This window comes from Georgenia sp. H159, assembly GCF_035607575.1.
Lineage (GTDB): Bacteria > Actinomycetota > Actinomycetes > Actinomycetales > Actinomycetaceae > Oceanitalea.
This window is the reverse complement of the sequence record NZ_JAYDZY010000007.1, coordinates 73,016-96,588: the sequence shown is the minus strand read 5'-3', so window position 1 is coordinate 96,588 and position 23,573 is coordinate 73,016. Positions and strand designations below refer to the sequence as shown.

The following is a 23,573-nucleotide window of genomic DNA, read 5'->3' as shown; positions in this document are numbered from 1 at the left end:
AGGTCATGGAGATCCGTGCCCGCCACGACGGCGCCGCGCTGCCCTTCGAGCGCGACCGCCGGCTCGTGCTGCGCCGGCTGCCCGTCGGGGCCGTGGTCACCCGCGCCGTGTTCACCCTGACGCCGGTGAGCACGGACCCCGCGCGGCGGTTCCTCGAGACGATCACGCTGCCGGCCGGCACCGGCCCGGGCACGTGGGGCGCGGGGAAGGTGGTGACCACCGGCGCCGTGGAGATCGACCTCCACGCCCGCCGCCGGCTCGCCTCGCTGGCCGGCTCGGGGGTCGGGCTGGCGACCGCGCCGCTGCTCGTCGACGTCGGCGGCGGCTTCATGGCGGTCGACGAGGACGGCGGGTTCTCCGACGGCTCGCCGTACCTCGTCGGGGGAGGGGACCTGCCGGGGCTCACCGTGACGGGGCTGCGCCTGCCCGCCGCGAACGCGGACGTCTCGGTGCTGCGGGTGTCCTCCCCGCCGAGCAACCTCACCCTCGCCGTCGAGGGCGGGCCGGTGTTCTTCTCCCACGTCGGCGACCTCGTCGAGCCGGTGACCACCCCGGACGTCGGCGAGCTGCTCCAGGCGCTGCTGCCCGGGCTCGACGTCGAGCACGGCAGCGTCGTCGTGCCCTTCGTGCTCCACTCCACGACGATCGCCCGGCTCGACGTCACCCTCGACCTCGAGCTGGCCGTCACGCTGCCCGCCACCCCGGACGGCGTCCGGGCCGTCACCGCGGACTACCGCTACGACGGCGCCCCCGTCGCCGGGCACCTCGCGGTGGCGGTGCCCCCGGGCATGGTCGCCGTGCCGGGGGGCACCACCGGCCGGGTGCAGGGCGCCTTCGCCGCGACCCGCATCGTCCACGGGCCGCTCACCGACGCGGCCGCCGACGCCCTCGTCACGGCGGAGGCGGGGCGTGGCCTGGCGCAGTCGCTCGTCACCGCGACGACGGAGGTCGTCACCTCGGTGGACCTGCAGCTCACCGCCGTCACCGCCGAGGCCCGCCTGGCGGTGGACCTCGTCGAGGACCTCGACGGCAAGCCCGGGCGGACGTCCTTCCTCACCCGGCCGGCCGAGCTCACCCTCACCCGCGACGCGGCCGGATCGCCGACCTGGCTCAACGTCACCCTGCCCGGGGAGGTCGAGGTGCCGGCGGGCCGGCGGACCTGGCTGGTGGTGCAGACCCTCGCCGGCACGGCGGCGTGGAGCGCCGCGGCGGCGGCCGCGGACACCCCGGTGCTGCAGCACACCCGGGACGGCGGGCTGTCCTGGCGGGCGGCCGCCGCCGAGGGCACGGTCCCCGGTGCCGGGCTGGGTGGGGCGCTGCGGTTGCGGCACACCACCACCGGGTTCCGGATGCCGCTCGAGCTGCGGGTGGCCGGTGGCGGTGAGGAGGTCGCGGTCCCGCTCCAGCGCTTCGCGCCCTCCGGGCAGGTGGACTTCGACCTCGACTTCCCGGAGGTCGCGGCGGCCGTCAACGCGGCCGTCCGGGCGGCGGGGGCGGGCGCGCCACCGGGCGAGCAGGTCGCCAACGGTCACTTCGCCGACTGGTTCCGCGTCGGCACGACACCGCGGCGGGGCCGCGACGTGCGCACCGAGCCCGACGGCGCCACGCGCGAGCTCACCGTCTTCGCGCCCGACGGCGCCCGGGCCTTCGTCGCCGGGCGCCGCTTCGTCCAGGACCGGGCGCGGGTGGGGGTCGTGGAGGTGGACGTCTTCGCCGGTGCGGCGCTGCGCGAGACGGTCCTGGCCGACGGCGAGCCGCTCGCCCTCGTGCGCGACGGGGCGGGTCGCCGGCTCGCCGTCGTCGTCGCGGGCGCCGACGGGCAGGGGAGCGACGGGCTCCTGCTCGTCGACCCGACGACGCTGCGGGCGGTCGGCGGCACCGTCGAGCTGCCGCCGGGGACTGTCACGGCGGCCGCCGACGGGCGGGGGGTCTACCTCGCGCACCTGCGCCAGGACGAGTCCGGCCCGGGCACGGTGCTGCGGCAGGTGGACTGGGCGGACCTCGAGGCGGCCGCCGGTGGGTCGGCGGTGGACTGGGACGGCGTCCCGCGCGACGACCTGCCCGGCGCGCCCGCCCACCTGTCCACCGGCCCCGACGGGCGGCTCGCGGTCCTCACCGTGGCGTTCGGGCCCGCCAGCGTGATCGTGCGCCGGCTGTTCAGCTACCGCGACCTGGCCGCCGTCCGGTCGGGCGATGCGCACGAGGCGGGCCCCGCGGCCGTCGACGAGGCCCGGGCGACGGCCTGGGCGGGTGCGGACCTGCTGCTCGTCGCCGCCCGGGACTCGGTGCGCTACGTGCGCACGCGTGACCTGGCGGTCGTCGACGAGGTGCCGCTCGAGCCGGGCTCCGCGACGTCGGTCGCGGTCGACGCGACGGGCACCCTCGCCGTCGTCGCCGTCGACGACGAGGTCGCCGTCCTGGACGTCGCCACGCGGCGGGTCATCACGGTCGACGCCGTGGTCCCGGGCGAGGGCGACGCCGTCGTCGCCGTGAGCCCGCCCGGCGCGCACGCGCTGCTCACCCGGCCCCACGCCGAACGTGCCCACCTCGTGCCCATCGGTGACGCGCTGCCCGCGGAGTGGGAGCTGACCGCGGGCACGGTGCGGCCGGTCAGCCTGCCGACCACCGGGGAGGTGATGGCCATGCTCGGACGCGTCCCGGTGGAGGTGCGGTCCGTGGCGGACGCCGCCCGCCCGGTTCTCGCCCGCGAGCCCGCCGGCCCCTCGGCCGTCTCGCAGGTCGTGCCCGCCGTGGGCGGGGCCCGGTACCGCTTCGCCTTCGACGGCGTCGCGCTCGTCGAGGGGGCCGTCGCCGAGGTGCGGTGGTCCGGGGAGGGCTGTGCGCCCGAGCGCGTGGACCGGGTGCCGGTGACCGTCGCGGACGTCGGGGCGACGCTGGACACGGTGCCGCACCACGAGACGGTCGTCGTGGCGCCTGCCGGGGCACGCAGCGCCGAGGTCCGCTTCGTCGCGACCGAGTCGGTGCTGCTCGTCGACCGGGTGACGCTCAGCGGCTCGGCGAGCGTCACCGGCTCCCAGTGGTCGCCGGGCGCCGGCACCGTGGCGACGCCGCAGCCGCCGGACGCCGCGGGGCGGGCGGGGGTCGTGCTGAGCAACGGCGGGGCCGTCGAGGCGGCCGTCACGCAGCAGGCGGTGGTCCCGCCCGGGGTCGCGTGGCAGCTCGCCGTGACGGCGACGGCGAGCGGGACGCCGGGGGCTCGGCTGGAGGTGGTGTTCGTCGACGACGCCGGCGTGGGCGTGGGGGAGGCGGTCACGGTCCCGCTCGACCCGCTGGACCTCGACGCCCGCGCCGCGTCCGGCACGGTGCCCGCCGAGGCCAGCGAGGCGGTGCTCGTGGTCGTGCTGCCCGCGGGGGCGGAGGTGCGTGTCGACGAGCTGAGGCTGACCGCGGCCGACCCCACCGCCGTCGACCTCTACTTCGCGTCCGAGGCCCCCGGCGAGCTGAGCATGACCGACGTCGCGGTCACCGTGGACGCCGAGGAGCCGCTCCCCACCCCGGTGCCGCCGGAGGGCCTGTGCCCGCCCGCGCCCCCACCGACCGAGGACGGGGAGGCGTGCTACTGCCAGGCGTGCGGCTCCACCGGCCCGGTGAGCCGGACCCGGGCGGCGCGCACCGACGCCGGGCGGCCGGCGGTGGTCACGCCGTGCCAGACGTGCGGGACCGACCGGGTCCACACCGGGGGACAGCTGCGGCGCACCGCCGGCGGTGTGCCGCTGCCGCGGTTCCGGACGGTGGACCGGCCGGCCGTGGTGCGGACGGGGGACGAGCGACTGCCGACGTGGGTCGGCGGCCCCGCCCTCACCAGCGAGCTCCGGGTGGAGGCCGACGTCACCGAGGTCGAGTTCGTCGGTCCGTCCCGCGCCGCGGCCCTCGCCGCGGCCGGCGTGCACGACGTCGTCGCCCTCTCCCGGGCGGACCGCGACCTCGTCGCCGAGCTGCCCGGCGTCTCCGACGCGCTCGCCGCGCGGATCATCGCCTCGGCCGCCGAGCTCGTCCGGCGGCGCGGCCGGCGGGTGCCGATGGGGCTGTGACCCGCGGCCGTCCACCACGGGCCCGCGCCGTCCAGTCCTATGCCAACTCGACCTCGACCGTGTGCCACCCGCTGGAGCCGTCCGGCGCCGGCGGCGCGAGCTGCTCGGTCTGCGTCTCGCCGGTCCCGTCGGTCGCCCGCACCGTGAGCCGGTGCTCCCCGGGCTGGGCGTCCCACTCGAGCATCCACATCCGCCACGCGTCGACCGTGGGCTCGGCCGCCAGCGTCGCCTCCTGCCACTCGCCGTCGTCGACGCGGACCTCGACCCGGCTGATCCCGCGGTGCTGGGCCCAGGCGACGCCGGCCACGACGGTCGGGCCGGCGTCGACCCGCCCGTTACCGGGGACGTCGATGCGCGACGCCGTCTTGACCGGGCCCCGCGCCGACCAGCCGCGCGGGGTCCAGTAGCCCTCGTCGTCGGCGAAGCGGGTGACCTTGAGGTCGACCAGCCACTTGGTCGCCGAGACGTAGCCGTAGAGCCCGGGGACCACCATCCGCACCGGGAAGCCGTGCTGCGGCGGCAGCGGCTCACCGTTCATCCCGACGGCGAGCAGCGAGTTCCGCCCGTCGGTGAGGACGTCCAGCGGGGTGCCGGCGGTCCACCCGTCCACGCTGGTCGAGAGCACCATGTCGGCCTCGGGCAGCGGGCGGGCGCGGGCGAGGAGCTCGCGCACCGGCCAGCCCGTCCACACCGCGTTGCCCGCCAGGTTCCCGCCCACGTAGTTCGACACGCAGGTGAGCGTGACCAGGGCCTCGACCATGGGCTGGTCGAGCAGCTCGGCCATGTCGATCTCGACCTCGTGCTCGACCAGGCCGTGCACCCGCAGCCGCCAGGTGGCGGGGTCCACCTGCGGCGCGACCACCGCGGTGTCGATCCGGTAGAAGCTGTCGTTCGGCGTCCGGTAGCTGGTCTGCCCGGGGACGCCCTGGTCGGCGGCGGCCGGGATCGTCACCGGTGCGGGGACCCGGGGCACGACGAACGCCGCCCGCGCCGCGCGCACCGCGTCACCCGCGCCGCTGAGGACGCGGCCCGCGAGGATGCCGAGCAGCCCGACCGCGGCCAGCGCCCCACCGCCGACGAGCACCGAGCGGCGGGTGAGGTCACTCGGCATCTCGACCTCCGGCGTCGTCGTGACGTCGCGGAGCAGCCTGCGCAGGACGAGGAGGCCGACGACGACGCCCACCACCGTCGGCAGCGCGTCCGGCACTGCCGCGCCGGGCCGGGTCAGCACGGCGGTGGTCCCGACGACCCCGACGAGCGCGAACACCGCCAGCGCGGCCCCGAGGCGCCGGCGGGCGAGCAGGCCGATCCCCGCGCACACGGCGGCGAGCACCAGGCCCATCCCGACGACGAGCGCCACCTTGTCCGCCGTCCCGAACGTCGCGACCGCGAGGTCCTTGAGCCACGGCGGGGTGAGGTCGATGAAGGAGTCCGCGACCGCGAGCAGCGGCGAGGGCGTGCCCTCGACCGTCGACGCCCGGCTCCACAGCCCGGCGAGCACCTCGGCCGCGCCGAGCGTCATCGCCCCCGCGGCCAGCCCGGCCAGCGCGGCCTCACCTCTCGAGGCACGGCTCATCCCCCCATGGTCGCACCGCGGGAGCCGTGACACGCGGGCGGCGCCGTCGCGCCCCGAGGCGAGCTACTCCTCGGGCAGCCCCGGGACCTCCTCGACGGGCGCGACCGTCGGACGGGTCCCGAGCCCGAGCACCTCGAGGTACACCGGCTCCCACTCGTCCACCGCGCCCAGCGTCCGCGCGGTCAGCGGCGCGGGAACGTCCTTGTGCCGGTGGGAGTGCTCCACCAGCGCCCGCAGCACCGTGGGCATCCGCCGCAGGTAGTCCTCGCCCGCGGTGACCATCCGCGGGTACCAGTCGCGCAGCAGGATCTCGACGTTGACGTGGCTCCACCGCAGTGGGTCACCGCCGCTGAAGTCGGTGGTGAAGCGCAGCAGGTCGAGGACGATCTTCCCGTCGTCCGGGCCGGTGAGGTCGGCGGCCTGCGGCGCCCGCATGAAGTCCGCGGCGAGCAGACAGCGCTGCGCCTCGGTCCAGTCCGGCCACAGGTAGCCGATGCCCGAGGCCGGCAGCCCGCCGACCATCCACTCGACGATGGGCCGGCACCCGGGCCACGTGTCGGTCGTGAAGCGCTGACCCAGCGCGGTGCCCACCTCGACCGCCTGGACGATGCGCGCCCCGGCCTCGGCCGGCTCGATGTCGCCGATCGCCAGGCCGACGGGGTCCGGCGCGAGGGCGAGGAAGCGTTCGCGGTACTGCTCCGGCTCCTCGGCCACGACGTAGGCGTCCTTGACCACCGTCCCCACGTTGTGGTCGACGTACACGACCGCCGTCACCGGCCGCCCGCCCGGCAGGTGGACGGACACGACGACGTTCTCCCCGTCGCCGAGCACGTCGGTGGACGCCAGGGCCGTGCCCGGTTCCACCTCCTCCAACCGGGCGAGCCACTCCGGCACCGGGTGCTCGCGCCGGCGGGCTGCGGCGCGCGCCCGCTGCGCGAGGTAGTTGTCCGGGAGCAGCACGGCCATGGCGAGGAGCAACGCAGTCGTCTCCGGGCTCGAGTGGTCGACCAGCGTGTCGACGAACGCCGCGGCGTCCGGCTCGTCGTCGGTGGGGTCGCCGAGCGGGTCCGCCGTCCGCGGGTCGAGTGCCGAGACGAGCGAGCTCGCGAGCAGGAGCAGGGCCAGCGGCTCGGGGTCGGCCAGGGCGCGCGCGGCGTCGGTGACGACCTCGCTCGCCGCCCCCCGCAGCGGCGGCTCGCCGACCGCCCTCAGGTGGCGGTCGCGACGCGGTGTCGGCCGCCGTCGGCCGGGTCGTCCCATGCTCACGGGGGCACGTTACCGGGGGCTGCGGCACCGGTCCGCGAGATCGACGAATAATGGGACGGCAATGTGCCAGGGCATCACGCCGCGAGGGTGACGGCGACGTACCCGGCCGCGGAGGCGAGCGTCGCCAGGGCGGGCACCATCGCGGGCAGCGGGTCCCCGGCACGCGTGTGGACGACGACGGCGCCGACGAGCAGCAGCACCGTCCCGGTCCCCGCCGCGACGCCGATCCACGCCCACCACAGCCCGAGGACGATGCCGACGACGGCGAGCAGCTCGAGGTAGCCGATCGCGCGGTACCGCGGCCACGGGATCGCGACGTGCGCGGCCATGTCACGCATGGACTGCTGCTCGGTGACCTTGCTCAACGCCGCTACCAGCAGCAGGAGACAGCTGATCCCGGCCAGCGCGATCTGTGCTACGCCCATGGTGGGCGAGCCTGGCAGCCCGGTCCGCTCCGTGTCACGCGAAAACTAGCCGGCCCGCGCGTCCGCCTCCACCGCCCACTCGGCGGCGCCGCCGGGCGCGACGAAGACGAGCACCCCGCGGACCTCCGCACCGGTGGCCCCGGCCAGCATCCGGCAGTACGCCTGCAGCTGGGGCCGGTAGTACTCGGCCCGGGCGGGCAGCGCCTCGGCGGGGACGGCGTCTGTCTTGTAGTCGACGACGACGAGGGCGGCGTCGTCGTCGCGGAAGACGAGGTCGACGAAGCCCTCGAGGACGGTGCCGTCCTCCTCGACGGTCGCCGTGTAGCTCTCCCGCCAGAAGCGGCGCTCCGCCGCCCTCCGCACGGTGTCCGAGGCCAGGGCGGAGCGGACGAGGTCGGCGACCAGCTCCTCGTGGCCGGTGATGCCCTCCGCGACGCACTGGGCGCCGACGGCGTCCTCCAGCCCGGCGCCGGTGGTGAGGTCGACGGCCTGGAGCACGGCGTGCACCGCGCGCCCGATCGCGGTGCCGTAGCGCCCCTTGGACCAGGCCGGCAGGTCGAGGTCCCGCCCACCCTTCGCGCGTCCCGGGGCCGGGGCCTCCTCGTCGAGGGCGATCTCCGGCTCGGTGCCCTCGAGCCCGGACGCACTGCGCGACGGCACCCGCCGGGTCGCCGCCTGCGCCGTCTCCAGCCACTGCCTCCAGGCCGCGGCGTCGGGAGGGGGAGGGGCCGAGCGGCCGCCCGGCCCGCTCCACCCGGCCGGGGTGCCGCCGTCGTCGTGGAACTCGACGGCGCCCGCCTCGCCGGCCCCGGCCCCCGCGAGGAGCCGGGCGTTGCTCTCGACGGTGCCCTGCGCGCGGTGCAACGAGACGACGAGGTGGTCGCGGGCCCGGGTCGCGGCGACGTAGAGCAGGCGGCGGCGCTCGAGGTCGTCCATCTGCTCGTCGAGCGGCTGGACGTCGCTGAAGTCGTTGGTCTGGACGGTGCGCGTGAGCCTGACCGCGTAGCCGCCGTCGCGCCACAGCAGCCGTACCCCTCGCTGCGTGCGTGGCTGGGAGGTGAGGCCGGAGAGCACGACCATCGGGAACTCAAGGCCCTTCGCCGCGTGGACCGTCATCACCCGGACGGCGTCGACGTCGGTCTCCGGGAGCACCGCCTCCGCGACCCGGGTGGACTCCTCGCCCTGCTTCGCCGCCCACGCGAGGTAGGCGCGCAGCCCACCGTGCTCGACCTCCGACCACGCCCTCGCCTGGTCGACGACGAAGCGCAGCCGCCGCCACTGGTCCCGCGTCCGGGGCCGCTCGGCCGCGACCTCGAGCATCCGCCGGTCCACGACGAGCGCGCCGAGCACCTCGCTCGGGGTCATCCACCGCGCCCGGTGGTGCAACGAGCGCAGGTAGTCCAGGGCGCGGCCCACGGGGTGGTCGACGGCGTCGTGCGGCGCGAGGAGGTTGAAGGAGCCGCCGGCGCGCTTCCAGCTCCACAGGTCGTCGTCCCCGCAGCCGAGGAGCGGGGAGCGCAGGGCGGTGACGCAGGAGAGGAGGTCGCTCGGGTCGGCGACGGCACGGGCGGCGGCGAGAAGGTCACGCACCTCCTGCGCCTGGTAGACGAGGGAGCTCGACTCCGCCCGGTAAGGCACGCCAGCCTCGTCCAGCGCCGTCTCCAGCGCGGGCAGGGAGGTTCGGGCCGGGACGAGGACGGCGATGTCCTCCAGCCGCACCGGCCGCTCCTCGCGGGTGCGCGGGTCGACGACGGTCCAGCCCTCGTCCAGGGCACGGCCGATCACGGCCGCGACGTCGGTCGCCTCGAGCTCGCGGAGCCGGTCGGCGTTGCCGCGGGCGGGCAGGTCGTGCTCCCGGGCGCCGAGCACCGTGACCGCCGGCCCGGTGGCGACGGCGGGCCGGTGCGCGGCGAGCGGCACGTAGTCCGGCTGGCTGCCTGCCGACGGGACGACGAGCCGGGCGAAGACGGCGTTCACCCAGTCCAGGATCGGCTCGGTGGTGCGGAAGTTGGTCGTCAGCCGGACGGTGCGCCCGGTGCCGAACCACTCCTGCGCCCGCAGGTACAGCCCGATGTCCGCGCGGCGGAACCGGTAGATCGACTGCTTCGGGTCGCCGACGACGAACAGCGAGCCAGGCGGGACGTCGACGTCGCGCCAGTCCTCCGCGCGCGCGTCCCGGCCACCCGCGATCCGCACGGCGAGCTCGATCTGGATGGGGTCGGTGTCCTGGAACTCGTCGAGCAGCAGCCGCGGGAACGCCGCCTGGAGCGAGGCGCGCACGTCGGGGTCCGTGCGCAGCAGCTGGCGGGCGAGGACGAGGAGGTCGTGGAACTCCAGGCGGCCCTCGGCCGCGCGCTCCCGTGCCATGCCGAGCACCTGCTCGGCGAGCCAGTGGGTGAGGGGCCGCAGGAGCGCCTCGAGGACGTCCGACAGTGCCGCGGCGGCCTCCTGCTGCAGGTCGGTGCAGCCGGTGCGGATCTCGTCGAGGGCGCCGCCCCACGAGGCCTTGCGGCCGTGGCCGAAGCGCAGACCCTCCGCGGCGACGAGCGCGGCGAGCCGCTCCCGGTCGTCCCGCGCGCCGGTCAGCTGCTCGCCCCACTCGCGCAGGGCGGCGAGCCGCGGCAGGAACTTGTCCTCCGGGTCGGTGCACTCCGCCGCGCGCTCGGCGAGCCGGGCAGCCCGCGTGGCCAGCGCGGCGACGTCGGGGAACCCGAGCCGAGGGGGACCGGAGGTGAGGACGTGGTCCTCGATGAGGTCCCAGTCGCTGCCGAGGGCCTTGGTGAGGGAGCGCAGGTGGTCGAGCTTGACGCCGGCGGTCATCGCGAGGAGGAGCGGCTGGGACAGCGACTCCTCGTCGAGCAGCCGCTGCCGCAGCTCGGCCCACCGCTGCTCGAAGGCCACCGAGGACGCGACCTCGTCGAGCACCTCGACGAGCGGCGGCAGCCCGGCCTCGATGGGGTGCCTGGTGAGGATCCGCTGGGCGAAGGAGTGCAGGGTGCCGATGGCCGCGGAGTCGAGGTCGTCCAGCGCCACGGCGGCGCGCTCACCGGCGAGCCGGCTCGCGTCGGTGCCGTCCGTCCGCGCGGCCCGCCAGCACCGCTCGAAGGCCTCCCGCAGCCGGTCGCGCAGCTCGGCTCCGGCCTTCTCGGTGAACGTGACGGCCGCGACCTCACCGAGCCGGACGCCGTCGTCCAACACCAGCGTGACGACCCGCTCGACGAGCGAGCGCGTCTTGCCCGACCCGGCGCCCGCCTCGACCAAGAGCCCGGTGCCGGTGTCCCCGGTGATCCGGTCGCGTGCGGTGGCGTCGACGAGCGCGCTCATGCCTCGTCCTCCAGCGCCTCGGGGTCGATGAGCCCGACCAGCTCGGCCAGCCGCGGGTCGTGCCGCTTGACCTCGTAGCGGCCGCGCAGCTCCCCGTGGCCGTGTCCGTCCGGGTCGCAGTAGCGGCAGTCGACGTAGCCGTAGGACGGTGTGGCGGCGGGCCTGGCGGGGAACAGCCCGCGGGCGATCGAGCGGACGAGCACCTGCAGCGTGGTCGCGAACCGCTCCTCGAGCGCGGCGTCCAGCGGCAGGTCGATGCGGCGCTCCCGGCCCGGGGTGCGGACGAACCAGTAGCCCGCCTCGGCGCTGTCCCCGCCGAGGAGCTGGCGGGCGGCATGGGCGTAGACGGGCAGCTGGAGCTTGGTCCCCGCGGCCACGGGGTCGGCCCTGAGCGCGCGGAAGCGGTCGATCTTCCCGGTCTTGATGTCGGTGACCACGAGCGTGCCGTCCCGCAGCTGGTCCACCTTGTCGGCCGAGCCGGTGAGCTCCACCGCCCCGCCGTCGGGCAGCGGGATCGTCACCGGGGCGACGCCGTCGCGGCCGAAGGCGAGCTCGCTGCGCAGCACCCGCGCGTCGCGCTCTGCGCGCCAGGCGTCGTCCTGGTCGAGCAGGGCGGCGAGGTCGGCGAGCAGCCGGGGCCGCTCCTGCTCCCACAGCCGCGGGTGGCCGGTGACCCCACGGGCGGCGAAGTCCTCCGCGACGGCGGCGCCGATCTCCTGCAGCCGGGCGCGGTGGCGCGCGCTCCACGGCTCCCCGAACCCGGGCAGCGTGCCCTCCTCCGCGGCCTCGCTGACGAGCTCGTCGATGCTGCGGTGGATGAGGTTCCCGATCTCCATCGGGGAGATCGTGACGACCTCCTCCGGCTCCTCCAGCGGCTCGACACGCAGCAGCCGCTGGACGAAGTACGCGTGCGGGCAGCTCGCGTAGCTCTCCAGCGCGGTGGGGGAGACGCGCCGCTCCCCGGCGGCGAGGTCGGGCAGGCCGTCGACGCCCGCGAGGTCGCCGTCGTACCGAGTGAGGTCCCGGCCGGCCCGCCCGGCGAGCATGGCGTGGGCGGCGGCGGCGACGTCGTCGTGGGTGGGGGTGCCGGCCGCCGCGGCCCGGACCCGCCACTCGTGGGTGCCGGCCGGGTGGTCGGTGGTGGCGACGCTGTGGGCGAAGGACGGTGAGCCGACGACGGCGTCCCCTCCGGCCGCATCGGCCCACTCGGTGGCCGCGAGCTCCCGGTTACCCGTGAGCTCACGCAGGGTCGGCAGCAGCCAGCGGCTCGGCAGGCGCTCGGTGCTGCGGCGCAGGTCCCCGCGGGGGAAGCTGGCCACCACCGTGGGCGCCGCGGCCAGGGCGGCCAGGAGGTGGCGGTGCTTGGCGTCGACGTCGTCACGGGTGGCGCGCAGCTCCCTGCTGGCCTCGCGGACCGGCCGGCCGAGCAGGGCGTCCTCGTGCGCGCGCCCGGGGTAGGCGTCCTCCGCGAGCCCGACGACGTGGACGGCGTCGAGGTCCATCCCCACCGCCGCGGACAGCGGGCCGACGAACACACCCTCGCCGTACCGCCCGACGCGCGGCAGCGCGGACTCCAGCGCGAGGTCGAGGACCTCGACGAGCCGCGTGAGCGACGCGGTGCGCTCCACGCTGCCCAGCACGGCCAGGCCAGAGAGCGAGGACTCGACGACGGTCGCGGCGTACTGCTCCTCCGGGGGCAGCCGGGTGAGCCCGTCCGGCTCGCCGTAGAGCGTGTGGAACAGGCCCAGCGCCCAGCTGCTGAGCTCCGGCCAGGTGGTGAGCTCCGCGCCGAGTTCGAGGGTGCCGCGCAGGCGCGCGACGAAGTCGCGGAGCTCGCGGGCGGAGGTCGCCGCGCGGCGGGCGCGTTCGACCCGGCCGGGACGCGGGTCCTCCGCGGCCTCCTCGGCGGCCGCCGTCCGGTCCTGGAGTCGGGCGTAGGCGGTCAGGCGCTCGTCCCAGTCGGTGCCCTTGCCGACTCCGGCGAGCCGCGAGACCCGTTCCCACCGGGCGACGGGCACGCGCTCGCCGTCGTGGGTGCGGACCGGCGCCTCGGCCAGGGCGCGGAAGGTCTCGGCCCGGGAGAAGTCGTGGCCGGCGAGGGAGAGCACGCCGACGACGCCCCGGGAGATCGCGCGCTCGTGGACCGCGCGGGTGGCCGGGCCGTTGACGCGGACCTCGGCCTGGGCGAGGTGCTCGTGCAGCAGGCGGGCGTAGGGCTGGGCTGCGGTGTAGAGCACCGCGACCCGGTGGGCCGGGGTGGTGGTGAGGGTGTCGAGGAGCTCGCGGACGACGCAACGGACCTCGTCGTCGGCGTCCGAGGCGTGCAGGACGCGGGTCGCGGTGGGCGGTGGTGGGGGGTCCTCGTCCGCGGCGAGGCCGAGGAGGTCGAGCGACTCGATGACGGGACGGTCCGCGCGGCGGACCCCGGTGAGCCCGGCGACCACGGTGAGCTCCGCATGCTCCGCCAGCGCGCGGCCGAGGTGTGCCTCCGCTCGGGTGAGCTGCTGCGGCAGGTAGAGGATCGCGGCGCCGAGCTCGGTGGCCCGGGCCGGGGTCTCGGCGAGGAGGCGCGCGGCCGCGTGGAGGAGGTCGGTGGCGTCGTACCAGGCGTCGGCGAGCATGGCGACGACGCGCCGGTGCAGCGCGACGACGTCACCCGCCAGCGGGGTGGCGGCGCCGACGTGCCCGAGGGCGACGTCACTGAGGTCGCGCAGCTCGTGGTGGGCGGTGACGAGCGCCCGGACGGTGGCGGGGTGGTCGACGACGTCGCGGAAGGCGCGCGGGTCCTGCGCGAGCGCGGTGCGCCAGGCGGCGGCGAGCAGGGCGCTGGTGGCCGGGCGGCGCGGGTGGAGGGTGTGGGAGGCGAGCTGCTCGGCGAGGCGGGGCAGGGTGGTGACGGTGAGGGCCGCGACGCCTCGATGGCCGGTGCCGAGGTCGGCGGTGCCCTGGGGCCGGCCGGGGCCGGGGTCGGCGGTGCTCTGGGGCCGGCCGGTGCCGGGGTCGGCGGTGCCCTGGGGCCGGACGGTGCCGGGGTTCTCGGTGCCCGAGGGCCGGCCGCTGCCGGGGCCCGCGGTGCCCTGCGGCCGGCCGGTGCCGGGGCCGGCGGGGCCTGACCCGAGGCCGCCGGCCAGGAAGCGGCGGGCGACGATCCCGGCGACGTTGCTCGGCGCGAGCACGGTGACCGGCGCCATCGGGTCCTGCGCCTTCGCCGCGGCGACCTCCTCGCGCAGCGCCTCGAGGGCCGCCCGTCCGTAGGCGGTGACGCGCACCCGTGAAGTCACGGACCCGACGCTAGTCGACGAACGGCAGCGCCGGGCGCCTATCGCCTGGGTCGCCCCTTCGGCTCGCTCTGGCGTCGTGGAAAGGGACGACCCAGGACCGGAAGGGGCGACCCAGGCGAGGAGCGGGACAGGTGCAGCACGAGATGGTGTCCCTGCCTCTGTTCCGCCGGGACGCACGGTCCTACGATGACGATCGTCAGCGCCGACGTCACCACGGCGCCGGCCCCAGCACGTGGAGGTCTCCCATGAGTGGTCGCGTGGTTCACTTCGAGATCCCGTTCGACGACAAGGAACGGGTCAGGCGCTTCTACGACACCGTCTTCAACTGGCGCCTCGACGACATGCCCGGGTTCGACTACGTCGGCGTCTCCACCGGCCCCGCCGGCGACGACGGGATGCCCGCGGAGCCCGGCTACATCGGCGGTGGGATGACACCCCGCGAGGGGCCCAACACAGCGACGGTCATCACGCTGGACAGCGCGGACATCGACGCCGACCTCGCCCGCGTGACCGCGCACGGCGGGGAGGTCGTCGCGGGCAGGACCGCCGTCGGGGACATGGGCTTCGCCGCGTACTTCAAGGACTCCGAGGGAAACGTCGTCGGGCTCTGGCAGAACGCGTGAGGCCGTGGGCCCCGCGCCCCGGCGTCGTCGTCAGGCCGGCGGCTCGAGATCGACCAGTGTCAGCTCGATCGGCACCGTGTCTCCGACGTCGAGGCGCTCGGCCTGGCGGACGGCCTTCTTGACCGGCAGCACGTAGGTCCCGGCCTCCTTGGACGGGAAGAGCGACGTGCGCCACGTCGTGCGGCCGACCGTGACCTCGACGCGCACGGAGCCGAAGCCGCGCGTGAACGGCGCGGAGAGGTCGAGGATCTCGTCCGCGACGCCGGTGGGGAGCGAGACGAACGTCCAGCTGTCGGCGCGGGCGTCCCACAGCCACAGCTCGGCGTCGAACGCGAAGGCCATCTCAGCCCACCCAGCGCCGCACGAACGGGTTGGTGAACGTGCGGTCCGGGTCGTGGGTGCGCACGAGGTCGAGGAAGTCCTCGCGGCGCGGGTACCGGCCGCGGACCCGGTCGGGGTCGGCGGCGGAGACCTTGCCCCAGTGCGGCCGGCCGCCGAGCACCCCGAAGGCCTCCTCGATGAGTGGCAGGACCGCACCGACCCGGGCCGGGTCGCGGACGAGGGTGAAGTGGATCCCGACGCACGGCTGGCCGTACATCGGGCTCATCCACGCGAGGTCCGCGGCGACCGAGCGCACCTCGCACACCTGGACCAGCCCGGCAAGGGGCTCGGCGAGGTTCGCCAGGGCGTGCAGCGCGAGGCGGGCGCTGTGCCGCGGCACGAGGTACTCGCACTGGATCTCCTCGCCGGCACTGGGCAGCTGGTCGGCGCGGAAGTGCGGCAGCCGGTCCGCCGCCGGCCCCGGAGCTCCGAGCTGCGGGGTGCAGTTGGCCGGGTCGATCCCGGGGATCGGGTGCGTCTCGGCGGTGAGGGCGGGGACACCGAGCACCGACTCGGGGGCAGCGTGCGGGGAGTCGGGGTCGTGCACCTGCTTGACCCACACGGTGTCGAAGGCGTTCGAGCTCAGCGTGGTGAAGCAGCTCACCGAGTAGCCGAGGGCGCTCACGTCGTCGAAGGCGTCGGCGAGGGCCGCGAACGGGACCGGTCCGTACACGGTCTGCGCGACGTCGAACGCCGGCACCGTCTCGAGGGTGAGCGTGTGAACCAGTCCCAGCGCCCCGAGCGAGACGGTCGCGCCGTTGAGGGTGTCGCCGTCGACGTCGCGGTCGATGGTCCGCTCGGTGCCGTCCGCGGAGATGAGCTCGAGCCGCACGACGGACGACGCGAGGGCCGCGTTGTCGGTCCCCGACCCGTGGGTGGCGGTGGCGACGGCGCCCGCGATCCCGATGTGCGGGAGGGAGGCGAAGTTGGGCAGCGTGCGGCCGTGGTCCTCGAGGAAGCGGGCGAGATCGGCGTAGCGGGTGGCCGCCGACACGCGGACCCGGCCGGTCAGCGCGTCGAGCTCCGGCTCGGTTCCTCCGGGCTGCCCGCCGCCGTCGTCGTCCCTGAGCCCGCCCGACCGCTCGAGGTCCTCGTCGTCCGGGTGGAGGCTCGGGTGGCGGTAGGCGAGCCGCTCGAGACTGACGAGCGTCGCCTCGGAGTCGACGATGTCGTTGAAGCTGTGCCGCGAGCCGACCGCCCGGACGTGCTCGGCCCCGGCGACGACATCGGCCGCCTCGTCGAGCGACCCCGGTCGCACGAGCGTGCCCGTGTAGGTGTGGTTGCCTGCCCAGTTCCTCGTCACGCCCGAAAGCCTCCCACGGACCACCGACGAGCGGGTCGGCCGTTGCGTGACGGCGGGGCCGACCGGGCTGCACGGGGGCGATCGGCAGGGCGTCCCGCACGCGTTGCGGTTGCGTAACCGTCCTTGTCGGCGGCGACCGACCGGAGGAGACTCGTCGTCACCGGCAGGCCACCGACGGCGCTGACGGGAGTCGTTCGTGCAGGGCGTGAGCCGGGCGAGTGCTCACCACGGTCGCGGCTACGCGCACCCGGGTGGCTCAGTGCGCCTCAGGCGCAGGAACACCATCCCGATGTTGTCTCTAGGAGGAGACGATGCGTCACCGGACGGCGCTCACCGCAACATCGACCGCCCTTGCCATCCTTGCCCCTGCCGCGCTGCTGGGGACCGCGAGCGGGGCGCCGGGCGAGAGCCCGAACGGGTTCTTCCTCACCAACAGCTGGTCCAGCGGCGCCGCGGACCACGCCTTCCACTTCGGGCGCTTCACCGATGAGGTGTACGTCGGTGACTGGGACGGCGACGGCACCGACTCGGTGGCCGTCCGCCGAGGCGCCCGGTTCTACGTCACGAACAACGCGGCCGGCGGGCCGGCGGAGTTGGAGTTGAGCTACGGCCGGGCCACCGACGAGGTCCTCGTCGGTGACTGGGACGGCGACGGCGACGACACCTTCGCTGTGCGCCGCGGTACCGCGATCCACCTGAAGAACTCCCTCGGCGGCGGACCCGCAGACCAGGTCGCCTCACACAGCCGCACCGACGACGAGCTCTTCATCGGGGACTGGGACGGCGACGGGACGGACACGGTCATGTGGCGGATCGGCGGGATACCGACCTTCTACCCCAAGGACCACTGGGACGTCGGCCACGCGCTCTACTACTTCCGCTACGGCCACCAGGACGACCGGGTGATCGTGGGCGACTGGGACGGGGACGGCTGCGACACCATCGGCGTCCGCCGCGGGAACGTCTACCTCGCGAGCAACGTCCTGAACAGCGGGAGCGCGCAGGTCACCGTGGCCTACGGTCGGGCGACCGACGAGGCCTACATCGGCGACTGGGACGGGGACGGTCGCGACACCCTGGGCGTGCGGCGCACCCCGTAGCGCCGCTCGGTGACCGGCGCCGTGGTGCGCCGAGCGGCGCCGGTCACCGGAGCAGTCAGCGGTCAGCGCGCGACGAGGTGGAGCAGGACGAGCTGCTCGGGGTTGAGTACGGGGGCCTGCACGCCGACCGCGCCGAGCACCCGGCCGGTGAGGTGTGCGGGCCGCGACCACCACGGCGGTGGCGCGTGCCCTGCCCGGTCGCCGACCGTGTCGCCGGGCGGCAGGGGCGCGACCCGGTACGTCGTGTCCGGGTCGAGCCCCGGCAGGCGGACGCGGCCCACCGGGGAGGCGACGGGCGTGCGCAGCTGGACGAGGGTGAAGACCGCCTCCCGGCGGTCCTCGGCGACGACGCCGTGCACCCAGAGCGACTCGTCCCGGTCGTCGGTGTGGACCACCGTGCCGCTGTGCAGCAGGTCCCGGTGGAGCTTGTGGGCGGTGACCCACCCGGCGAGGCGGTCGAGGTCCGCGGGCTCTGCCGCGGTGAGGTCCCACTCGATCCCGAGGTGGGAGAAGAACGCCGTCCCGGCGCGGAAGTCGAGGGTGTGCGCGCGTCCGGTCGTGTGGCTCACCGGGGAGGCGATGTGGGAGCCGATGAGCTCCGGCGGCAGGAGCAGCCGCGTGCCGGCCTCGATGAGCTGCCGCTCGAGGGGGTCGATGCAGTCCGAGGCCCACACCCGGTCGGTGCGCTCGAGGATGCCCAGGTCGACGCGTCCGCCGCCGCCGGCGCAGGACTCGATCTCCAGGCCGGGGTGCGCCGCGCGGACCTCGTCGAGGAGCCGGTAGACCGCGAGCGTCTGCTCGTGGACGCCGGCCCGGCCGGTGGCCTGCTGACCGGGCTCGACGAGGTCACGGTTGTAGTCCCACTTGACGTAGTCGATCGCGTACTCGTCGAGGACGGCGAGCAGGCGCTCGCGGATGTAGGCGTACGCGTCGGGGTTGCCGAGGTCGAGGACCTGCTGGCTGCGCGCCGCCACGGGCAGCCGCCCGCCGGCGGACAGGATCCAGTCCGGGTGGGCGCGGTACAGGTCGGAGTCGGGGTTGACCATCTCGGGCTCGAACCACAGCCCGAACTGCATCCCGAGCCCGTGCACGTGGTCGATGATCGGCCCGAGCCCCGAGGGCCACACGTCGGGCGAGACGTACCAGTCGCCCAGTCCGGAGGTGTCGTCGCGGCGGGAGCCGAACCACCCGTCGTCGAGCACGTACCGCTCGACCCCGACGGCGGCGGCCCGGTCGGCGAGCTCGGTGAGGCGGTCGAGGTCGTGGCCGAAGTACACGGCCTCCCACACGTTGAGGGTGACCGGCCGCGGTGACCGGGGGTGCGTGGGCCGGACGCGGAGGAAGCGGTGGAAGCGTCCCGCCATGTCGTCCAGTCCCGAGCCGTGGGAGGCGTAGACCCACGGGCCGGTGTAGGCCTCGCCCGGCTGCAGCCGCACCTCGCCGGCGAGCAGGAGCTCGCCCGCGGCGAGCATGGCGTCGCCGAGGTTGGTCCGCTCGGCGTAGCAGCGGGTGTTGCCCGACCAGGCGACGTGCAGCGCGTGGACCTCCCCGTGCCGCCACCCGAACCCGCGGCTCCCCGCGGCGAGCACCAGGCTCGCGTCGTGCCCGCGGGCACGGCGTGACTCGCGCAGGTGGGTGCCGAGCGTGAACTCGTGGCGTTGCAGCGCGCGCTCGCGCAGGTGCCGGCCGGTGAGGTCGAGGACCTCGCGCGCAGTGGGGGGCACGGGCAGCGCGAGGTCGAGCGTGCCGACGTCGAAGACGCCGTCGGCCTCGTTGGTCAACGCGGCGCGCATCCGGAGCAGACCGGACGCGAGGAGCTCGAGGACGATCTCGAGGCCGAGCCCGGCGACCGCGTCGGCGGCGGTCACCCGGACCCGCGCCGCGACGAGCGGGTCGTCGGCGTCGTCGACGTCGAACGAGGTCACCGCGAACGCCGTGCTGAAGTCCGTGCCGCCGCGGTGCCCGGTGAGGCCGGGAGTGCCCATCCACCCGCTGGAGTGCTCGGGCAGCAGGGCGAGCGGGACGACGACGTCGGGCTGGCCGGACACGAGCGGGGGCTCGCTCACGCGCGCGAGCCCACCGAGGGCGTCGTCGTCGAGCTCCCCGAGGTCCGCGCCCCAGTGCAGCACCCGGGGCAGCGCGGTGCCGGTCCTGGCGAGGACGACGGAGGTTCCCCCGGCGCGGAGGTGGACGACGCCGTCGGGCGTCTCGGCGGGGCGGTGCGTTCTCACCCTGCCGTTGTATGCCCGGTGCCCGGGTGCGGCAAGCCGGCCGCCGTCGTCGTCCCGCCTGTGCCGGCCGTCAGGCGGGCGAGAACGGCCACCGTCGACGGGGCGTCGTGAGGGCGCCCCGCGCGTCCGACCACACCCGGGAGGCGTCCCGGTGGCGCATGTCAGTGGCATCCGTCACACTGAGCGCGTCCTGCAGTACCACTGGCGTTTCGTGGGGGGTCGCCATGAACCGACGGAAGTCGGCACGTACCGCAGGCGCCTGCGCCGTCGTCGCGCTGAGTGCGGCTCTGACCGCCTGTTCCGCGGCGGGCGGGGACGAGCCGACGGAGATCGTCTTCTTCCAGTTCAAGCCCGAGGCCGTGGACTACTTCAACGAGCTGGCCGCGCAGTTCGAGGACGAGAACCCCGACATCCGGGTCACCGTGGACAACGTGCCCAGCGCGGAGACGGCGATGCGCATCCGGCTGGTCAAGGAGGACCCGCCGGACGTCCTGACCTTCAACGCCAACGGCACCTTCGGGGAGTTCGCCTCGGCCGGTGTCTTCCACGACTTCTCCGGCAGCCCGCTCCTCGAGGACATCAAGCCCGCGTACGTCGAGGTCGTCGAGGAGCTGGGAGCCAGCGAGCCCGGTGCCGTCAACGGCATCCCGTTCGCCGCCAACGCCTCCGGCGTCCTGTACAACGTCGAGATGTTCGAGGAGCACGGACGCGAGGTCCCCATGACCTGGTCCGAGCTCATCGAGACCGCGGAGTACTTCCAGTCCGAGGGCATCACCCCCTTCTACGGCATGCTCGCCGACGCCTGGACGGCGCAGTCACCCCTCGCGCCGCTGACGGCGCAGATCCAGCCGGAGAACTTTTTTGAGCAGCGGTTCGCCGGGGAGACGACGTTCCGCGAGGGGTGGCTCGAGGCCATCGAGAAGGAGGGCACGCTCTTCGAGTACACCCAGCCGGACCCGGCCGCGTTCGGCTACCAGGAGGGGACCCGCGCCTTCGCCGACGGGCAGTCCGCGATGCTGCTGCTGGGCAGCTACGCCGTCCCGCAGATCCGCTCCTTCGGGCCCGAGTTCACGGTCGGTTCCTTCGCGCTGCCGGCCACCGACGACCCCGCGCAGACCACGCTCGTCTCCGGCGTCGACGTCGTCCTGTCCGCCAGTGCGACGACGCCGCACTGGGAGGAGGTCGAGCGGTTCCTCACCTTCCTGCTCCAGCCGGAGGTGGTCGAGGAGTACGCCGAGCAGCAGGTGGCCATCCCTGCGCTCGAGGGTCTGGTGAACGAGGACCCGGCCCTGGCCGGCGTGCGGGAGTACATCGAGGAGGGACGCATCGTGGGCTTCACCGACCACCAGTTCATCCAGGCGATCCCGCTGGGGCCGCTGCTCCAGCAGTACCTCTTCGACAGGGACGCCGAGGCCTTCGTCGACGGCCTGGACGCCAACTGGGACCGGGTGTCCCAGCGCCGGACCTGGGGCGTGGGGGCGGTGCAGGACTCATGAGCACCGCCGTCGACCCGAGCGCCACGGACACGGACGCGCGCTCGGGCCCCCACCGCCACGGGAGAGGGCTGGACCGCGCGTACTACTGGATGGTCCTGCCGGCGTTCGTCCTGTTCTTCGTGCTGCACACCATCCCGGTGCTCCAGGGCATCTTCTACAGCTTCACGGACTCGCCCGGCTACGGGGCGTGGAACTTCGTCGGGCTCTCCAACTACACGTCGCTGTTCTCCGACCCACGCGTCGTGGACGCCTACATCTTCACCTTCAAGTTCGCGCTCATCACGACGGTCCTCGTCAACGTCATCGGCCTGGCGATCGCGATCGGCCTCAACTCGCGGATCAAGCTGAAGAACACGCTGCGCGGGGTGTACTTCATCCCCTACGTCCTGGCGCTGCTCGTCATCGGCTACGTCTTCTCCTACATGTTCAACCAGTCGCTGCCGACCATCGGCCAGGCGCTGGGGATCGAGGCGCTGAGCTCGTCGCTCCTGGCGGACCCCGAGCTCGCGTGGATCGGCATCGTCATCATGACGGTCTGGCAGGGGGCGGCGTTCACGATCATCATCTACCTCGCCGGGCTGCAGACGGTGCCCGGCGAGCTGTACGAGGCGGCCGCCATCGACGGGGCCACCCCGTGGCGGCAGTTCTGGAGCATCACGATGCCGATGATCTGGGGCTTCTTCACGATCAACGTCGTCCTCGCCCTGAAGAACTTCCTCCAGGTGTTCGACCAGATCATCGCCATGACCGGCGGTGGCCCCGGCACGTCGACCGAGTCGATCGGTGTGCTCATCTACCGCGGCGGCTTCGAGGGCGGGGAGTACGGCTACCAGCTCGCCAACGCGGTGCTCTTCATGATCGTCATCATCGCCTTCGCCTTCTTCCAGCTCCGTGTGCTCCGTCGTGAGGAGGTGAGCGCCTGATGTCCGCCGACGCCGTGACGATGCCGCCGCCGCGCAGAGGCCGCCGCGCCCGACGCCGCGGGCCGCGGACGGAGAGGGTCAACTGGTGGCTCACCGCGCTCCTGTGCGTGCTGTCGCTCACCGTCCTCGTCCCGCTCTACTTCACGGTGGTGACGGCGCTCAAGACCCCGGACCAGCTCGGCGGCACCGGCTTCGCACCGCCCACCGAGTGGGCGTGGGGGAACTTCGCCGAGGCGTGGCGCACCATCGACTTCCCGGCGCGCGCGCTCAACACGGCGGTCATCACGGTGGGGGCCGTCACGCTCACGCTGCTGACCAACTCGATGGTCGCGTACGCGATCGCCCGCCAGTTCCACCGCCGGCTGTTCAAGGCGCTGTTCTACTACTTCATCGCCGCGCTGTTCATCCCGTTCCCGGTGCTCATGCTCCCGGCGGCGAAGCAGGCCGCGATCCTCGGGCTGGACAACCAGGCGGGTCTCATCCTGCTCTACACGGTGTACGGGCTCTCGTTCAACGTCTTCCTCTACACCGCGTACATCCGCTCGATCCCGGCCGAGCTCGAGGAGGCGGCGCGGATCGACGGCGCGAGCACGTGGGGCGTGTTCTGGAAGGTGATCTTCCCGCTGCTGGCCCCGATCAACGCGACGGTCGGCATCCTCGCCTGCGTGTGGGCGTGGAACGACTTCCTGCTACCGCTCGTCATCATCTCCGACCCCGACGGCGCCACGATCCAGCTCGCCCAGTACGTCTTCCAGGGGCAGTTCAGCGCCGACTACACCCTCGCCTTCGCCTCCTACCTCATGGCGATGGCGCCGCTGCTCATCGTCTACATCGTCGCCCAGCGGTGGGTGATCTCCGGCGTCACCCGGGGCGCGATCAAGTAGCGCGCTGCCTGGCCACCATCTCGCGGATCCAGACCGGCGCGTAGGGGGACGTGCAGTTCGGGGGCGTGGGGTAGTCCTTGAGGACCTCCAGCCGCTCGCCGATGGCGAGGGCGCGCTCCCGGTGCTCGGGGTGCTCGATGCCGATGTGGCTCAGCGTCTCGTTCATCGCCCACTGGAGGCGGTCCGGGGCGTCCTTCATCTCGGCCTCGACGACGTCGAGCAGGCCGGGGAGGTCGAGCCCGTCGGGGCTCTTGCGGACCCGCTCGCTGGTCAGCGCCCAGCCCGCGCTCGCGACGACCGGGTCCGGGTCGGCGGTCCAGGTCACCCGGAGCGCCTCGGCGTGCGGGCTCTTCTTCACGACGTAGTTGACCAGCCAGTCGTGCACCTTCGGCGCACGCGTCTGGCGGATCATCGCGTCCAGCTCCTCGCGCGGGAAGGCCTTCGGGCGGCAGATGAGCAGTGCGACCAGCCTCGCTGGGGTCTGGTCGGTGGCCCAGAGCTCCTGGGCGAGCTCGTGCTGGGTCCTCAGCCGCTTGGCGACGGCGCGGAGCTTGCTGAGGTTGACCCCGTGGTCGTCACCGTGGCGCTCGTTGACGGCGCGGACCTTCGGGTCCTCGAGGGCCGCGAGCTCGCTGAGCACCTCGTCCACCGTCACCTGCGGTGTCTGTGTCGTGGCCACGTCGGCCTCCTGTCGGTCGGGATGGTGCC

Annotated in this window: 15 protein-coding genes; 6 read left to right on the top strand and 9 right to left on the bottom strand. The window is 74.6% G+C overall.

The window, feature by feature from the left end; genetic code table 11:
• Nucleotides 1-5: 5 nt before the first annotated feature.
• Nucleotides 6-4,052 carry a helix-hairpin-helix domain-containing protein gene (locus VR894_RS11090; RefSeq protein WP_324651552.1) on the top strand — a complete coding sequence of 1,349 codons (4,047 nt, stop codon included), beginning with the start codon at nt 6-8 and terminating at the stop codon, nt 4,050-4,052.
• Between the two features lie 37 nt (nt 4,053-4,089).
• Here VR894_RS11090 and VR894_RS11085 read toward each other — a convergent pair whose 3' ends face one another.
• The 5 genes from VR894_RS11085 to VR894_RS11065 form a co-directional block, all read right to left on the bottom strand.
• Nucleotides 4,090-5,628 carry a molybdopterin-dependent oxidoreductase gene (locus tag VR894_RS11085; protein WP_324651551.1) on the bottom strand — a complete coding sequence of 513 codons (1,539 nt, stop codon included), beginning with the start codon at nt 5,626-5,628 and terminating at the stop codon, nt 4,090-4,092.
• 63 nt (nt 5,629-5,691) lie between these two features.
• Nucleotides 5,692-6,894 carry a hypothetical protein gene (locus tag VR894_RS11080; protein WP_324651549.1) on the bottom strand — a complete coding sequence of 401 codons (1,203 nt, stop codon included), beginning with the start codon at nt 6,892-6,894 and terminating at the stop codon, nt 5,692-5,694.
• 74 nt (nt 6,895-6,968) lie between these two features.
• Nucleotides 6,969-7,319 carry a DoxX family protein gene (locus tag VR894_RS11075; RefSeq protein WP_324651548.1) on the bottom strand — a complete coding sequence of 117 codons (351 nt, stop codon included), beginning with the start codon at nt 7,317-7,319 and terminating at the stop codon, nt 6,969-6,971.
• 45 nt (nt 7,320-7,364) lie between these two features.
• A complete protein-coding gene (locus VR894_RS11070) occupies nt 7,365-10,643 on the bottom strand; it encodes a UvrD-helicase domain-containing protein (protein WP_324651547.1) in 3,279 nt (1,092 codons plus the stop codon).
• Nucleotides 10,640-13,924 (bottom strand): PD-(D/E)XK nuclease family protein, encoded by a 3,285-nt coding sequence (locus VR894_RS11065; RefSeq protein WP_324651546.1) that lies wholly within the window; start codon nt 13,922-13,924, stop codon nt 10,640-10,642. The genes VR894_RS11070 and VR894_RS11065 overlap by 4 nt, the downstream gene beginning before the upstream one ends.
• Before the next feature lie 245 nt (nt 13,925-14,169).
• On the opposite strand from VR894_RS11065, the gene VR894_RS11060 reads away from it, so the two are divergent.
• The gene (locus VR894_RS11060) at nt 14,170-14,547 is read left to right on the top strand and encodes a VOC family protein (protein ID WP_324651545.1); all 378 of its coding nucleotides are present in this window, start codon (nt 14,170-14,172) and stop codon (nt 14,545-14,547) included.
• A gap of 30 nt (nt 14,548-14,577) precedes the next feature.
• Here the strand turns inward: VR894_RS11060 and VR894_RS11055 are convergent, their stop codons facing one another.
• Both VR894_RS11055 and VR894_RS11050 read right to left on the bottom strand, forming a co-directional pair.
• Nucleotides 14,578-14,889 (bottom strand): DUF1905 domain-containing protein, encoded by a 312-nt coding sequence (locus tag VR894_RS11055; protein WP_324651544.1) that lies wholly within the window; start codon nt 14,887-14,889, stop codon nt 14,578-14,580.
• A gap of 1 nt (nt 14,890) precedes the next feature.
• Nucleotides 14,891-16,231, bottom strand: coding sequence for a D-arabinono-1,4-lactone oxidase (locus VR894_RS11050; RefSeq protein WP_324651543.1), 1,341 nt, complete (start codon nt 16,229-16,231; stop codon nt 14,891-14,893).
• Between the two features lie 311 nt (nt 16,232-16,542).
• On the opposite strand from VR894_RS11050, the gene VR894_RS11045 reads away from it, so the two are divergent.
• Complete coding sequence (locus VR894_RS11045; RefSeq protein WP_324651542.1) at nt 16,543-17,331, top strand: hypothetical protein; 789 nt, start codon at nt 16,543-16,545, stop codon at nt 17,329-17,331.
• 62 nt (nt 17,332-17,393) lie between these two features.
• Here VR894_RS11045 and VR894_RS11040 read toward each other — a convergent pair whose 3' ends face one another.
• Entirely contained in the window at nt 17,394-19,562 is a 2,169-nt protein-coding gene (locus VR894_RS11040; RefSeq protein WP_324651541.1) for an alpha-galactosidase, read from the bottom strand.
• A 224-nt stretch (nt 19,563-19,786) separates the two neighbouring features.
• Here VR894_RS11040 and VR894_RS11035 point away from each other — a divergent pair, with 224 nt between their 5' ends.
• From VR894_RS11035 to VR894_RS11025, 3 genes are read left to right on the top strand one after another with little or no spacing between them, the layout of a single operon-like run.
• Nucleotides 19,787-21,058, top strand: coding sequence for an ABC transporter substrate-binding protein (locus tag VR894_RS11035; RefSeq protein WP_324651539.1), 1,272 nt, complete (start codon nt 19,787-19,789; stop codon nt 21,056-21,058).
• Entirely contained in the window at nt 21,055-21,981 is a 927-nt protein-coding gene (locus tag VR894_RS11030) for a sugar ABC transporter permease (protein WP_324651537.1), read from the top strand. The genes VR894_RS11035 and VR894_RS11030 overlap by 4 nt, the downstream gene beginning before the upstream one ends.
• Entirely contained in the window at nt 21,981-22,865 is an 885-nt protein-coding gene (locus tag VR894_RS11025; RefSeq protein WP_324651536.1) for a carbohydrate ABC transporter permease, read from the top strand. Before VR894_RS11030 ends, VR894_RS11025 begins: the two co-directional genes overlap by 1 nt.
• Here the strand turns inward: VR894_RS11025 and VR894_RS11020 are convergent.
• Complete coding sequence (locus VR894_RS11020) at nt 22,858-23,544, bottom strand: DNA alkylation repair protein (RefSeq protein WP_324651534.1); 687 nt, start codon at nt 23,542-23,544, stop codon at nt 22,858-22,860. The two genes, VR894_RS11025 and VR894_RS11020, sit on opposite strands and share 8 nt — an antisense overlap.
• Nucleotides 23,545-23,573 lie beyond the last annotated feature (29 nt).

Bases quoted from the DNA above. Each gene is read 5' to 3' on its own strand.
- VR894_RS11090 (WP_324651552.1), top strand. From the start codon at position 6: ATGGAGATCCGTGCCCGCCACGACGGCGCCGCGCTGCCCTTCGAGCGC.
- VR894_RS11085 (WP_324651551.1), bottom strand. From the start codon at position 5,628: ATGAGCCGTGCCTCGAGAGGTGAGGCCGCGCTGGCCGGGCTGGCCGCG.
- VR894_RS11075 (WP_324651548.1), bottom strand. From the start codon at position 7,319: ATGGGCGTAGCACAGATCGCGCTGGCCGGGATCAGCTGTCTCCTGCTG.
- VR894_RS11070 (WP_324651547.1), bottom strand. From the start codon at position 10,643: ATGAGCGCGCTCGTCGACGCCACCGCACGCGACCGGATCACCGGGGAC.
- VR894_RS11060 (WP_324651545.1), top strand. From the start codon at position 14,170: ATGAGTGGTCGCGTGGTTCACTTCGAGATCCCGTTCGACGACAAGGAA.
- VR894_RS11055 (WP_324651544.1), bottom strand. From the start codon at position 14,889: ATGGCCTTCGCGTTCGACGCCGAGCTGTGGCTGTGGGACGCCCGCGCC.
- VR894_RS11045 (WP_324651542.1), top strand. From the start codon at position 16,543: ATGCGTCACCGGACGGCGCTCACCGCAACATCGACCGCCCTTGCCATC.
- VR894_RS11035 (WP_324651539.1), top strand. From the start codon at position 19,787: ATGAACCGACGGAAGTCGGCACGTACCGCAGGCGCCTGCGCCGTCGTC.
- VR894_RS11030 (WP_324651537.1), top strand. From the start codon at position 21,055: ATGAGCACCGCCGTCGACCCGAGCGCCACGGACACGGACGCGCGCTCG.
- VR894_RS11025 (WP_324651536.1), top strand. From the start codon at position 21,981: ATGTCCGCCGACGCCGTGACGATGCCGCCGCCGCGCAGAGGCCGCCGC.